The organism is Burkholderia sp. L27(2015) (assembly GCF_009765705.1).
Taxonomy (GTDB): Bacteria; Pseudomonadota; Gammaproteobacteria; order Burkholderiales; family Burkholderiaceae; genus LMUX01.
On the sequence record NZ_LMUX01000009.1, the window covers coordinates 241,269 to 254,422 of the forward strand.

Annotated in this window: 13 protein-coding genes and 1 pseudogene; 9 read left to right on the forward strand and 5 right to left on the reverse strand. The window is 58.3% G+C overall.

What is annotated here, in order from left to right; all coding sequences use genetic code 11:
- From GSQ77_RS05875 to GSQ77_RS05910, 8 genes and pseudogenes are all read left to right on the forward strand, one after another.
- A pseudogene (locus GSQ77_RS05875) lies at nucleotides 1-192 on the forward strand (dipeptide ABC transporter permease DppC); the annotation flags it as partial.
- The gene (locus GSQ77_RS05880; RefSeq protein ID WP_158899993.1) at nucleotides 193-1,185 is read left to right on the forward strand and encodes an ABC transporter ATP-binding protein; all 993 of its coding nucleotides are present in this window, start codon (nucleotides 193-195) and stop codon (nucleotides 1,183-1,185) included.
- Nucleotides 1,182-2,297 carry a peptide ABC transporter ATP-binding protein gene (locus GSQ77_RS05885; RefSeq protein WP_158899995.1) on the forward strand — a complete coding sequence of 372 codons (1,116 nt, stop codon included), beginning with the start codon at nucleotides 1,182-1,184 and terminating at the stop codon, nucleotides 2,295-2,297. Before GSQ77_RS05880 ends, GSQ77_RS05885 begins: the two co-directional genes overlap by 4 nt.
- 378 nt (nucleotides 2,298-2,675) lie before the next feature.
- Nucleotides 2,676-5,354 (forward strand): amino acid adenylation domain-containing protein, encoded by a 2,679-nt coding sequence (locus GSQ77_RS05890; RefSeq protein ID WP_158899997.1) that lies wholly within the window; start codon nucleotides 2,676-2,678, stop codon nucleotides 5,352-5,354.
- Between the two features lie 94 nt (nucleotides 5,355-5,448).
- Nucleotides 5,449-6,216 carry a thioesterase II family protein gene (locus GSQ77_RS05895; protein ID WP_158899999.1) on the forward strand — a complete coding sequence of 256 codons (768 nt, stop codon included), beginning with the start codon at nucleotides 5,449-5,451 and terminating at the stop codon, nucleotides 6,214-6,216.
- Between the two features lie 28 nt (nucleotides 6,217-6,244).
- The gene (locus GSQ77_RS05900) at nucleotides 6,245-7,018 is read left to right on the forward strand and encodes a 4'-phosphopantetheinyl transferase superfamily protein (RefSeq protein WP_158900001.1); all 774 of its coding nucleotides are present in this window, start codon (nucleotides 6,245-6,247) and stop codon (nucleotides 7,016-7,018) included.
- 21 nt (nucleotides 7,019-7,039) lie between these two features.
- A complete protein-coding gene (locus tag GSQ77_RS29905) occupies nucleotides 7,040-7,267 on the forward strand; it encodes an oligopeptide/dipeptide ABC transporter ATP-binding protein (protein WP_367889648.1) in 228 nt (75 codons plus the stop codon).
- Nucleotides 7,268-7,319: 52 nt separating this feature from the next.
- Nucleotides 7,320-8,327: a TraB/GumN family protein gene (locus GSQ77_RS05910; RefSeq protein ID WP_158900005.1), complete on the forward strand. Its 1,008-nt coding sequence runs from the start codon at nucleotides 7,320-7,322 to the stop codon at nucleotides 8,325-8,327.
- A gap of 66 nt (nucleotides 8,328-8,393) precedes the next feature.
- Here the strand turns inward: GSQ77_RS05910 and GSQ77_RS05915 are convergent, their stop codons facing one another.
- The 4 genes from GSQ77_RS05915 to GSQ77_RS05930 are packed head-to-tail and all read right to left on the reverse strand — an operon-like array spanning nucleotide 8,394 to nucleotide 11,676.
- Complete coding sequence (locus GSQ77_RS05915) at nucleotides 8,394-9,008, reverse strand: LysE family translocator (protein ID WP_158900007.1); 615 nt, start codon at nucleotides 9,006-9,008, stop codon at nucleotides 8,394-8,396.
- 40 nt (nucleotides 9,009-9,048) lie between these two features.
- Nucleotides 9,049-10,011 carry a DMT family transporter gene (locus GSQ77_RS05920; protein WP_158900009.1) on the reverse strand — a complete coding sequence of 321 codons (963 nt, stop codon included), beginning with the start codon at nucleotides 10,009-10,011 and terminating at the stop codon, nucleotides 9,049-9,051.
- Entirely contained in the window at nucleotides 10,008-10,946 is a 939-nt protein-coding gene (locus GSQ77_RS05925; protein WP_158900011.1) for an EamA family transporter, read from the reverse strand. Before GSQ77_RS05925 ends, GSQ77_RS05920 begins: the two co-directional genes overlap by 4 nt.
- A gap of 10 nt (nucleotides 10,947-10,956) precedes the next feature.
- Entirely contained in the window at nucleotides 10,957-11,676 is a 720-nt protein-coding gene (locus GSQ77_RS05930; protein WP_158900013.1) for a PAS domain-containing protein, read from the reverse strand.
- Nucleotides 11,677-11,977: 301 nt separating this feature from the next.
- Here GSQ77_RS05930 and GSQ77_RS05935 point away from each other — a divergent pair, with 301 nt between their 5' ends.
- A complete protein-coding gene (locus GSQ77_RS05935; protein WP_158900015.1) occupies nucleotides 11,978-12,538 on the forward strand; it encodes a hypothetical protein in 561 nt (186 codons plus the stop codon).
- Here the strand turns inward: GSQ77_RS05935 and pcp are convergent.
- The gene (pcp, locus tag GSQ77_RS05940) at nucleotides 12,467-13,126 is read right to left on the reverse strand and encodes a pyroglutamyl-peptidase I (RefSeq protein ID WP_158900486.1); all 660 of its coding nucleotides are present in this window, start codon (nucleotides 13,124-13,126) and stop codon (nucleotides 12,467-12,469) included. The genes GSQ77_RS05935 and pcp overlap by 72 nt on opposite strands.
- Nucleotides 13,127-13,154: the final 28 nt, after the last annotated feature.

A 13,154-nucleotide genomic window follows, 5' to 3' on the forward strand; every position in this document is an offset into this window, starting at 1 on the left:
CTCGGTCTCGGCGTGCAGCCGCCCAGCGCCGAATGGGGTGCGATGCTGGCCTCGGCGCGCGACTACATCGACAACGCGTGGTGGATCGTGACCATGCCGGGCGTTGCGATCTTGGTGACCGTGTTGGCGATCAACCTGCTGGGGGACGGCTTGCGCGATGCGCTCGATCCCAAACTCAAACGGATGACGTAAATGAGCGCACTGTTAAGCATCAGCAATCTATCCGTCGAATTCGACGGCATGCCGGCCGTGAGCGGCGTCGACCTCGAGGTGGGGCAGGGCGAAATCGTCGGCGTGGTGGGGGAGTCCGGTTCCGGCAAAAGCGTCACGATGCTCGCACTGATGGGCCTGATCGATGCGCCCGGTGTGGTGCGCGCCGACCATGTCGACTTCAATGGTGTCGACATCCTGCGTGCCTCGCCGCGCGAGCGTCGCCGCATCATAGGCAAGGACATCGCGATGGTGTTTCAGGATGCGCTCAGCAGCCTGAACCCCAGCTATACGGTGGGCTACCAGATCGAGGAAGTGCTGCGCGAACACGAAAAGCTGCGCGGCGCGGTCTTGCATCGCCGCGCAATCGAGCTGCTCGAACAAGTGGGCATCCCGGACGCCGCGACGCGCAGCAAAGCCTATCCGCATCAGCTTTCGGGCGGCATGAACCAGCGCGTGATGATCGCGATGGCCGTGGCCTGCAACCCCAAGCTGCTGATCGCCGACGAGCCGACTACCGCGCTCGACGTCACCATCCAGGCGCAGATCATGACGCTGCTGGTGTCGCTGCAATGCGAGCGCGGCATGGGGCTGGTGCTGATCTCACACGACCTCGCGGTGGTTTCCGAGGTGGCTCAGCGCGTGTCGGTCATGTATGCCGGAGAGGTGATCGAAACCAACACCGTGCCCGAGATCTTCACCGAGCCTCGCCACCCTTACACCGAAGCGCTGCTCGCAGCCATTCCCGAACATAACCGGGGCGCGGCCCGGCTTAGCGCGCTGCGCGGCATGGTGCCCGGGCGCGACGACCGACCGCCAGGCTGCCTGTTTGCGCCGCGCTGTCGTTATGTCGAGGACGCGTGCAACGCGCAGCATCCGCTGCTCAGGACCTTGAATTCCGGCGTCGACGTCCGCTGCATCAAGCCGCGCGGTGGCGAACCCGTACGCGGTGCCAGCTCGGGAGGGAAGCCATGACTACGCTGCAGGCTCATGCCGACGGCACGCCTATCGCGACGACCGCCGATGTGGCGGCTGGCGCAACGGGTGATAGTGCCGCTCATGTCGGCGCAGACACCCAGGGCGGAACCGCCCACGGTGTTACGAGCACGCACGAAATCGTGCTGGTGGCCGATCGACTGACCAAGCACTATCCGGTCAGCCGTGGCTGGTTCCGTCACGGGTTGGTCAAAGCGCTCAACGGCGTGTCATTTACGCTTGCGCGCGGGCGCACGCTGGCCGTGGTGGGCGAGTCGGGTTGCGGAAAATCGACGCTTGCGCGCCAGTTGACGATGATAGAAGCGCCCACCTCCGGCACGCTCTCGATCGATGGCCGCGATGTCGCGCTCGACGATCGCGCGCAGGCCGCCGCGTTGCGCAGGCAGGTGCAAATGGTGTTCCAGAATCCGTTCGCGTCGCTCAACCCGCGCAAGACTGTGGAACAGACGCTGGCCGAGCCGCTGGTGATCAACACCACGCTGGACGCGGCTGCGCGCAGCGCACGGGTGGCCGACATGCTACGCACGGTGGGCTTGCGGCCCGAGCATATCAAACGCTATCCGCACATGTTCTCGGGCGGCCAGCGGCAACGCGTCGCGATTGCGCGCGCGATGATCCTGGAGCCGCGCATCGTGGTCGCGGACGAGCCGGTCTCGGCGCTGGACGTGTCGATCCAGGCGCAGATCCTGAACCTGTTCATGGATTTGCAGGAACAGTTCGGGACCAGCTATGTGTTCATTTCGCATAACTTGTCGGTGGTCGAACACGTCGCACATGACGTTATGGTGATGTACCTGGGCGGCGTGGTCGAATTGGGCCCGAAACGCACGATTTTTGATAAACCGTTGCATCCGTACACACGTTCGTTGATGTCGGCAACGCCATCACTTGACGCAACGCGCCGACAAGTCAAAGTCCAGTTGCAGGGCGAATTGCCCTCGCCGCTGAATCTGCCTTCGGGCTGCACCTTTCATCAACGCTGCCCTTACGCGAAAGCGCTATGCAGCGAGAGCGTGCCTCAGTTGAGATCGCTGGACGGACGTCTGGTGGCCTGTCACCGGATAGAGGAAATCGATTCGCTTTTGGTCTGATAATCGTATCACTTCTGTGTGATCTCTCGATCACCTATCACTCTTCAATGCGGCACTGCCCAAGCGACGGCTAGGCAGTGCTTAGTCGCTACGCTCCCTGGCACCGATCGCTAATCGTTTTGCTTTTCCCTATCCCCTGTCTGTTGTCGTCGTCCCATGCGTCGTTGTCTCATGCGTCGTTTCGCATGCAAGGCTTGTTGCGCGCAATTGGGCCGGCTCCTCTCGTGTGCCAGGCGAAGAACTCCGCTGGCGATCGATAGGTACGGCGGGTCCGGCGTGACGGTCGGTGGCATCGAGGTACGCGATATTTCTTGGATGGTGCCGCAGCTTGGCTGTTCCTCTGCCGATGCTGTGGCACACCTGCAAATAGGAGCGAAGATGCGAAAACAGTCAAGCGAGCGACAACCGTGCAATCTAGGGCCAAGCCAATCTGCCGAACGACGTACCCACCGGGCCAACTCCATTGACCTAGCACGTGACCCCGATAGCACGCTGATCGATTGGATCGACGAGCAAGGTAGGCGTCAACCGGAGGAGGCGGCGCTGATCGGCGCAGGGGACTCGTTGAGCTATGCAGCGCTGGCAGCGCGCACGACGCAACTGGCGGCGACACTACTGGCCGCCGGTGTCGCTCGGCAAGACCGTGTCGGCGTGCTGCTCGAGCCCGGCGCAGATTTGGTGGCGAGTCTGCTCGCCATCATGCGCATCGGTGCGATCTATGTGCCCCTGCATCTGGAATGGCCGCGCAGCCGGCTATCTGACATCGCCGCGCAGGTCGGCTTCAAGACGGTACTTACGAGCACTGAGCTGGCCGCCCCCGCTGCTGCGTTGTGCCCGCAGTTCCTGGTGCTTGAGCACATCGGCGGGGTTTCGCCTCCTGTGCATGACGCGATCGACAGCCGCGCGCGCCCGGATGACATCGCCTACATCTTGTTCACGTCGGGCACAACGGGCCAGCCCAAGGGCATACCGATCCAGCATCGCGGCCTGCTCAATTTGATCGCTTCGACACAAGAGCGCTATCGCTTGTCGGCACAGGACCGGGTCCTGTTCTGGACCGCCAGCTCGTTCGATGTATCGCTGCTCGATATATGTTGGCCGCTGGCCTGCGGCGCGCACGTTGTGTTGTGGCCGCCTGCCGCGGCAAAACAGCCCGATACGGCGATCGACGTGATCGACGCCTACGGCGTGACCGTTTTTCAGACCGTCCCGGTCATGCTCGACGCGATGTGCGACGCGCGCCGGCGCAAGCCCCTGGACCGGAGCCTGCTCAGGTTGATCATTTGCGGCGCGGCTGTGTTGCGCCGCGCCGTGCGGGACCGTGCGCTCGCCGCCTTCGGATGCCGGCTGGCCAACCACTACGGCCCCACCGAAGTGGCAGTCGATGCGCTGTGGTTCGACTGTGCTGAGTCGTTTGAGGGCGAAATGGTGCCGATCGGCAAGCCCTTATCCAACGTCCATGTATTTGTGCTCGACCCGGATGACGAGCCCCTGCCGATCGGCGTAACCGGCAGTATCTGCATCGCCTCACCCGGTCTCAGTCCGGGTTATTGGGGTGCGCCCGAGCTCACCGAGGCAGCCTTCTTCCGCAAGGTTTTTGCACCGGACTGCGCGCCGCTGCGCTTATACCGCACGGGCGACTTCGGTAAGCTCGACGCGGATGGCGTAATGCATTTTGCGGGCCGTGAGGACAATCAGGTGAAGTTGCACGGCAATCGCATCGAGCTGGGCGATATCGAAAGTGCGCTATTGCGGCACCCGGCCGTGGCGCAAGCCGCGGTGCTGCTGCAGCCGCAAGCGGGCGGCGAAGGCAGCCTCAAAGCGGTGGTCGAATTGCGCGATCGCGCGGTCAATCGCTTCGAGGTGCGCGACAAGGTCTATCGACAGTGGACTTTGGCGCAGCAGCCCTGGCTGCGCCAGCACATGAACTTGATTCACCACGACACGTGGCCCAGCTGTTTCGAGGGTGGTGTCGCCGCAGCCCGATACTGGGAAAAAGTGTATGCGCAATTTCCTGCCTATCAGTATTGCCTGCTCGACTCGACGGACAACGTTGCGTGCGTGGGCAATGGCGTGCCCTTGTTCTGGGACGGCCGAAGCGCGACCGTGCCCGCGGGCTGGGATGCGGGTGTCGAGCTGGCGTTCCGCCAGCTCGCTGCCGGGATCGCACCGAATACCGTTTTGGCTCTCGCGGGGATCGTCGCCGGCCCTTACCAGGGGAGTGGGCTGAGCAACACGCTCGTCGAAAGTTTCAGGGCGCTGGCCAAGATGCATGGATTCGATCAGTTCCTCGGGCCGGTACGGCCCGTGGGCATGTCCGAACAATCCGACATGGACGTGCATGCTTGGGCCCAGGCACGCGATGAGCGTGGCGAACCGCTGGATTTCTGGCTGCGCGTGAATCAACGGCTAGGCGCCAGGATCCTCGGCGTGGCGGACCACTCGCAATTGGTGCAAGGAACGCTGAAGCAATGGCGGCGCTGGACCGGTGTCAGCTTTGCTGCATCGGGATCGTATGCGCTGCCCGGCATGCTGCAACCGGTCGAGGTCGACCTGGCGGGTGATTGCGCGCGCTATTACGATCCGTCGATCTGGGTTGGTCACTACGGATTGCTCGACGCGAGCTGCGGCATCGACCGCCACTACGGAGTCGACGATCTGCGCGAACATTTGAGCGCTTGCTTGCCGGCCTATATGTTGCCGGACGAATTGGCTATCGTTTCAGCGCTACCGCTCAACGAAAACGGCAAGGTCGACTTTGCGCAACTCGGGCGCCGCGCACTCGCTGACGTGGCGTGCGGTGCGAAGGCATGCGATCCGGCACAAATGCAATTGGTCGATATCTGGGAGAAGACCTTGCAGCAGAGCGGGATCGGCATAGACGACGATTTTTTCCTGCTCGGCGGACACTCGTTGAAAGTGATCGAAATGCTGGCGCGAGTCGAGCAGTGCTTTGGCCGTAAGGTGCGGTTAAGGGATTTCTATCGTCAGCCCACGATTTATCACCTTGAACGGCTGATTGCCGCCTGCGAGCCGCAGGCGACACCACTTGTTTGAACCCGCCGAGCGTGTCGACCACACGCTGCAGACACAAATCGGTTATACGCGGCTGCGAGCAGACGCACTCAATAGACTGAATAGGAACGGCCTTATGAACTCAACCCCGTGGTTGGTACGCAGCGATTGCCCGGCGCCTCGCCTGCGGCTGTATTGCTTTTCTTACGCCGGCGGTAGTGCCGCCGATTTCATGCCATGGCAGTCGGCGTTGGCCCCCGACATTGAAGTCTGCGCGATTCAGTTGCCTGGACGAGGTGCGCGTCTGGACGAGCCAACGGTCGCATCGATGGCGCAACTGCTCGAGACCCTGGCGCCTGTGATTGCGCGCGATGGCGAGCAGCCGTTCGCGTTCTTCGGTCACAGCCTGGGTGCACTGGTCGCGTTCGAGGTGGCACGCTATGCCATGCATCGTTCGCTGCCGCAGCCTTCGCGCTTGCTTGTGTCGGGATGCGCGGCGCCGCAGCGTTACCACTCGCTCGAGCAATTGCATCGCCTCAGCGACGATGGGCTAGTCGATGCGCTGAGGCGTCTTAACGGCACGCCGGCTGAATTGCTAGAACACCGCGAACTAATGGAGCTGATACTACCGGCGCTGCGTGCCGACCTTACCTTGGCGGAAACCTATGCGTATCGTCCCGGCCCCAGTTTGCCGGTGCCGATCACCGTGCTGTCAGGCACACTCGATCTGCATACTCAGCTGGAACCTGTGGACGCATGGCATGAGCAAACATGTGTCGAGTGCCGTACTTACGCGTTCGAAGGCGATCATTTTTTTATCAAGGCGCATTTTCACGCGGTGATCGCATGTATCCACGCGGAGCTGACTGGCGCCCTCGCTGCGTCAAGCGCGGTTAAGCGCTAGCGCGTTGCCGGTCCGATCGAGCCGCATCGTGGCGAACCCTGATCAGCGCTTGGTGCTGTCGAGCGAGCGTATCGATATCTGGCTGCTCGAGGTTGACGACGTGCACGACACATCGTCATTGGACTCCTATCGGGCGCTGCTGGCGCCGCAGGAGCTTGCGCTGATGGGGCGCTTCAAGCTTGTCCAAGCGGGTCACCGCTATTTGCTTGCGCGTGCTTTGGTGCGCGTCGTGCTGTCACGCTACGCGCCGATACGCCCGCAGGACTGGCGGTTCGAGCACAATCGCTACGGACGTCCATTGATCGTGAACACGCACGACATCGCACGGCGCATTTCATTTAACGTGTCCCACACGGACGGGGTGATTATGTTGGGTGTGGTTGGCGACCGCGCCCTAGGCGTCGATGTGGAATACATGAAATGCCCGGCGCCCATAGAAATCGCAGAGCATTGTTTTTCATCGAAGGAAATTACGGCCTTGCATCGCTTGTCGCCCGCGCAGCAGCCCCGGCGGTCTTTTGAGTTATGGACTTTGAAGGAAAGTTATATCAAGGCCCGGGGGATGGGGCTGTCGATTGCGCCGGACCAGTTCAGCTTTGAATGGGACGCCGCGCAGGGCGTGACACTCGATGTTGGTATTGATGTCGACGCAACCGGGTTGCGGTGGGTATTCTGGCGCTTGCAGCCGTCCCCCGGTCACTTTGCAGCGGTCTGCACGGCCGTGGCGGCCGACACCGACACGGTGCCGACACTATGCGCACGCAGGATGGTCGGGCTAGCGCATGAATGCTTGAGGTATTGAGAGGCCATCTACCCGGGCAGCGTGGAAAAATTGGGCACTGAACGCAGAATTTGCACGATTTTTGAGAAACCGTTGCATCCTTACACACGTTCGTTGACGTTGGCAGCGCCGTCACTTGACGTGCCGCGCCGACAAGTCAAAATCCAGTTGCAGGGCGAATTGCCCTCGCCGCTGAATTTGCCTTCGGGCTGCACCTTTCATGAACGCTGCCCTTACGCGAAAGCGCTGTGTAGCGAAAGCGTGCCTTAGCTGAGATCGCTGGACGGACGTCTGGTGGCCTGTCACCGGATAGAGGAAATCGATGCCTAAACTTCAACGCGCGCTTGCCTGCCAAGGGTTGGCGGCCGGCCGCGTTGCGCGAGAGCACGGGCGACGTGCGCCGCGTGCGTCCGCGCGGATCAGGCGCTGGTGCGCGCCGCTTTGGTTGGCGCTTTGCCTCTCGATTCAGGGCGCGTATGCCGCGGCTCCGGCGCATCCGCCGTTGCCTCATCTGCCGTTTTATGTCGCTACGCGCGGCACGCAAACCATTTATTTGCTCGGTACCTTGCATGTTGGGGATCCTGCTGATTACCCGCCGTACCAGCCGTTTCGCACGCCTATCCTCGATGCTTTGACGGCGTCGTCGATACTTGCGCTCGAACTTTCGCCGGACGATATCGTGGCTTCCCAGGGGCGTGTTAATCAATACGGGGTGTGCCGTAGCGATTGCCTGCCCAAGATGTTGCCGCCGGCGCTTTGGGACAAGCTGGCGTATCGCTTGCGCGGCAATCCGGTTGCGTTGGATGAGATCAAGAAGATGCGGCCTTGGTTGGCGGCGTTGTTGATTGAAACTTTCAGTTCGCTTTCGGCTGGCCTGCAGACAGAGTACGGCACCGAGGCGCAACTGGAAAATATCTATCTGCGGGCGCCGTTGGTGGGTTTGGAGACGCTCGATCAGGAGATGCGCGCGTTCACCACGCTGACGCGCGCCGAGCAATGGGAGATGCTGGCGCAGGATCTGCGCCAGACGCCTGAGCAGGATGTGGCTGATGTGCGCACGCTGCATGCGCTTTGGCTGGCGGGTGACGCGGACAAGATCGCGGAGTGGCAGGCGAACAAGGAAGCGCAGTTGGCGTTTTCCCAGCCGCTATCCGATGCGATCGATAAGAAAATTCTGTATCGGCGTAACCGGCACTTCGTGGCGCGAATGATCGCGATTACGCCGGCGCAGCATCCGATATTTGTTGCGATCGGTGCGTTGCATTTGGGTGGGCCGCATGGGGTGTTGGCGATTTTGCGGCAGGATGGGTTTGCGGTGCGGCCTGGCTGAACGGTTTGCTCGGCAACTCCGTCATTGCTCAGTGAAATCCAGTTCGTCCGCAACAAAACCAGCCCGCTAACGTGAGCGGCGAAGCACAAGAGCGCCGCCATAGCCGATCAATGCAGTCCCACTCAGACGGTTGAACACCTTTCTTGCTCTCGCTTGCTTGAGCAACTGCCCCATACGTGCTGCGATAGAACCATAGATGTTTAAAGAAACAAACGATATCGACATAAATGTGAAAACGAGCACGGATATATCGGCCAAAGAAGGATCCATTTTTGGAACAAACAGCGGGAGTACTGTTCCGAAGAACAAAAGCGGTTTGGGATTTGTTATCGCGTTGGTGAATGCAAGACGAAATGCGTGAGTGGGAACAATCTCGCGGTAACCCTTCTCCTCGCTTTTGTCATCAACCCAAAGTTTTATACCCAGCCATATCAAGTAGCCGCCGCCGACCAAACGCAAAACCTGCATGGCCATCGCGGATTTGACGATGAATTGGCTGAGCCCGGCGGTTACAAGTAACCCGATGATACCCAGCGCCAGGACGTTACCGACAGCAAACGAAACGATCGGACCCCGCCCCAACCGAGCACCGGTATTCATAATGAGTAGGTTTGTTGGCCCGGGCGTTACGATATTCAACGCCGCGACGGCGGAAAATGCGGTCCAATGTTCAAAGGTCACCCTTTTCTCCTGAGGTTGGAAGCCGTGGGGCACCAACGTATTACGCGCAAACGCGAACGCTAATTGACTTGAATACAGTACCGTAGATCGTGAATAGAACGACTACAAGGCAGCCAAGCGCTGAAGGAACGGACCATGCGATGCGATCATCGAAACCTTGAACAAGGTAGGTAAGCACCGGTCCTAACGAAAGAAGCACTGAGACGGCAAAGGGAGTAGAAAGCAAAATTCCGCGCTGCAGAAGCCAGAGAGGCAGCGCGACACCAAAGATCATGGCAATGGCCATGTGATTCGCTTGGTCAAGCGACGCCAAAGACAGACCAGGCCCGCTCATCGCGAGAATCGCTGCGATCGGTATCAGAAGGTGAAAGCGATGCGACATGATGCGTGTCGCGTTCCAGCCTTTGTCTCCAAGCTGCTTAGTCGCAATGACGGTCATGGCTTGAGAGATGCCGCCAACTATTGCTGCGATCAGTCCGACAAGGGACTCGTACGGGTTCGTCGTCTTGATGCCCGATAAACCGGCCATTGATGCCCAGACCAACACGGCGGTACCGAGAAGAGTTCCCGCGGCTGCTACGTAGGCATGGCTGGGCAACTTTTGTTGTCGGACCACGCGCTCCAATACGATGACGCTTAGCGGTCCGAAGCCGCACACAATTGCCGTGACAATCGCGGGTTCAATGTATCGCAGGGCAATGAAATAGCCGATCCAGCTCAATGCGGTCATCGCGTTCATTGTAAAGAGCGCACCAGCATCGGCACGCTTGATGGTCAAAGCGCCAGTACCCATCGTGAAAATCAGGCGAGCCATGAACACAATACTGGTCGCGAGGAAACCCCAGAAAAGAAAGGTGTATGGGTGCAGACTTTGCAACAATCTGCCGGAGAACACTGCGTTCGCATTCGCCATGAGAATAAAGGCGACGACGTACGCAGTTCCTGAACTGGGCGATGGGCCGACGAGCGTCCGATTGGTTGAACTACTTTCAAATACACTCATTTTGAGCCCGCAGGAAGATTAGCGATAGGATCGGACGAGCTTAGCCGGCTTGTATTATCGTGACCCGGTCGAAACGCATTAAAGATGTTGCGTCCACAGGCATTGACGAGAACGCCCAATATGATGAAAATTGCGGCAAAAATTTTTAGTAATCCTACTGGTTCGTTAAATATTAAATGTGAAAATAGAATGCTGAAAACTGGAACCAAAAGATAAGTCGGCGCAGATACGGAGAGGGCATACTTGCTTAGAAGCATGGTCCAAATGCCATACGCAAAGAGCGTCGCGACGTAGGCTATAAATAGCAGCGTGGCGATGGACAACGGATGCAGATTTTCAGCGATTCCTTCGAGGGGACTCTTGTCAAAAATAACGAAGCGAATCGCGAACATGGTCAATGCCGAGGCGGGGGCAGACCAGATAATGAACAAGAAAGGCTGATCGGTTCCCGACTTTTTGATCGCAGTGTTAGCAACCACCCAAAGCGCGGTGCCTAACAGCGCGAAAGCCATCCCGCGCGGCGTGACACTTCCATCCGTGACAGCAGCGATCAGTCCTAATCCGACCAGCGCCAGCAAAAAACCTGATGCGTTGAATATGGTGATCCTTTCTTTGAACAGAAAAAGCCCGACAATAACAGTCATAAATGCGCCCAACTGCAAAACAAGCGCAGAAACGCCCGCCGACAGACCTGCGTGCATTCCAAGTAAAACAGACCACAAACCCAGGCTCATGGAAACGCCATAGAGCGCAACGTATTTGAACGAGCAAACGGGCTTCTTCGCAAAAAAAATCGCGGGAAAAGCGCAGAGGGAAAATCGTAATCCCGCCAAAAGGAGAGGGTCAAAAGAGCTCAGGCCCATCTTGATCGCGGAGTAATTAAGGCCAAATATGCCGGTAATTAAGAGTGCAACTAGTACGTGACTAATTCTCATGCAGTCCTAACTATTCAACGTTCAACGAAGCTACCAACTTTGGATCAAATATGCCTTGCGGGAGCACGTGGATCAATCCCATCTCGGTTGCTTTATCCCTCAGCTCAGCGGTTGTGCTGACCTCAAATTTCTCACGTAGGGCTGTCATATGTTTGAACACGGTACGAGGAGTGATATCAAGCAGGTTTGCGATAATCTTCGTTCGTTTGACTCTCAACGAATAAAACAATACTTCATGCTCACGCTTACTAATATCAACTCCAATGTGGTCCGTTCCTATGAGGTAGGTACCATTATCGAGCAGTAGTTTACCGTTCGTGGCAATAGGGATCTTTTGTAGAAAACTTCCCAATTTGAAAGTGGCCTCGGAAGTCACGTCCTCGCCAGTAACGAGTATTCCGTCAATATCGCCACGCTGATTCTGAAGAGGAGTTTTGCGAAACTTATAGGCTTTAAATTTCCCCTGTGCATCGGGATGGATTCCAAGCAGACTAAGGGGTTTTCTGGATTTTATGACCTTGTTATCTTGCTCATGAACCAGGGCCGCGCATTCGGAGGATCGCGCCGGCATGTCATAAGCGGTTCGACCTATGACATCAAACGGATGTTTCAATTCAACTATTTTTGCGTACTCGGCATTCGCGTAGGTAAATATCGAATTAACGTCTTTATATGCAGAAGAGCAAGGTAAATTATCAATCAAATTTTTGAGTATCAACGCATCTATCATTTTTTCCACCGATTATTGAACTGATGAAATTGAGAATTCAATCTCCTTTATGCAAATGATCTCGGCAAGAACGAAGTTCTCAACGGGTTTTAGCGCGGCCGGGAGATCGCGAGATCTTGACACAGAGATGCCGCATATATTGAGACAGGTCGCATCTCCGGTATAGGTGTCGAAAATCATGCCAAAAACGACACTTATAGGCGCGTTGCGCAATTAATAAACTGGACCAAGAAGTCGCTGCTGACGTCTCGGTGGACGCGACCGCTATCAACCAACCATGCAGGAACAGCAGAGGGGAGAGATGATGAACGACGAAGGGAATAAGCCGGTTCATGAACGCCTTACGGAAGAACTCATTGAGCGTTTGCGCCAAGGCGTCACCCCTTGGCGGAGGACGCGGCAATCGAGCGATCTTGGCGCGTTCATTTCGATGGATTCCGCCGCGGACAAACGATTTGGGAGCGCTGCCGAAGGGCAGCGCTCGGCAGAGGAACAGATACACGAGCAGCGCGTGCACGGCTGGACCGGCTTGATGAAAATCAAGGGCGCCGTCAAACGCGACGGGGTAGTCCGATGGGCAGAGGATATGGGCGTCGAGCCAGACTTTTATCGCATGTACGCACAGACAAAGGACAACACCTTTGAGTGGCTCTGCGACTACCCAACCGAGCAACTGGCCAAGAACATGGCCGCCCGTCTGGCCGGGATCTTTTCGATGATGAACAGCGAGGATACTCGCCGGTTGTTTACGAGCGGGGCTCGCAAAGGAACCCCGATGAGCTCAGATACGTCAGCTAATAGTGCCGCCCGTTTCCTTCACGTCATGTTCGACCGCCAGCGCCGTCTGCACCGCGATCCGTAACCCTTGAATCACGCTAGCCAGTGCAAGGCTCGGTTGCCCCGGGTGCGCCGCAGCCTGTTCCGGCAAATAAGGAATATGAATAAAGCCGCCCCGCACTCGCGGCGCATGCGAAGCCAGATAATGCTGCAAGCCATAGAACACATGATTGCAAACAAAGGTGCCAGCCGTTTGCGACACCGATGCCGGTACGCCCGCCGCGCGCAACGCCTGCACGATGGACTTGATCGGCAACGTCGAAAAGTACGCCGCTGGTCCCGCGTCGACAACCGGCGCATCGATAGGCTGACGCTGCGCGTTATCAGGAATACGTGCATCGTCGACATTGATCGCGATCCGCTCGATCGATAAATCGGCCCGACCACCCGCTTGCCCAACAGCGATCACCAACTGCGGTTTAAGACTGCCCACCAGCTCACCCAGTACCTCGTTAGCCGCCCCAAACACACAGGGCAACTGCCGGGCCAGCAATCGCGCCGGCCCGTTAGGTGTATCAAGTTCCACCCCATCGAGCGCACGCACCGCCTCCCACGAAGGATTGACCGCTTCCTTGTCGAACGGCTCGAAGCCGGTCAACAAAACCGTGGTCATGCGATTCGAGGCGTGGGCGGGCGATACG

Coding starts and splice junctions, on each gene's coding strand:
- GSQ77_RS05880 (WP_158899993.1), top strand. CDS start 193: ATGAGCGCACTGTTAAGCATCAGCAATCTATCCGTCGAATTCGACGGC.
- GSQ77_RS05885 (WP_158899995.1), top strand. CDS start 1,182: ATGACTACGCTGCAGGCTCATGCCGACGGCACGCCTATCGCGACGACC.
- GSQ77_RS05890 (WP_158899997.1), top strand. CDS start 2,676: ATGCGAAAACAGTCAAGCGAGCGACAACCGTGCAATCTAGGGCCAAGC.
- GSQ77_RS05895 (WP_158899999.1), top strand. CDS start 5,449: ATGAACTCAACCCCGTGGTTGGTACGCAGCGATTGCCCGGCGCCTCGC.
- GSQ77_RS05910 (WP_158900005.1), top strand. CDS start 7,320: ATGCCTAAACTTCAACGCGCGCTTGCCTGCCAAGGGTTGGCGGCCGGC.
- GSQ77_RS05920 (WP_158900009.1), bottom strand. CDS start 10,011: ATGAGTGTATTTGAAAGTAGTTCAACCAATCGGACGCTCGTCGGCCCA.
- GSQ77_RS05925 (WP_158900011.1), bottom strand. CDS start 10,946: ATGAGAATTAGTCACGTACTAGTTGCACTCTTAATTACCGGCATATTT.
- GSQ77_RS05930 (WP_158900013.1), bottom strand. CDS start 11,676: ATGATAGATGCGTTGATACTCAAAAATTTGATTGATAATTTACCTTGC.
- GSQ77_RS05935 (WP_158900015.1), top strand. CDS start 11,978: ATGATGAACGACGAAGGGAATAAGCCGGTTCATGAACGCCTTACGGAA.
- pcp (WP_158900486.1), bottom strand. CDS start 13,126: ATGACCACGGTTTTGTTGACCGGCTTCGAGCCGTTCGACAAGGAAGCG.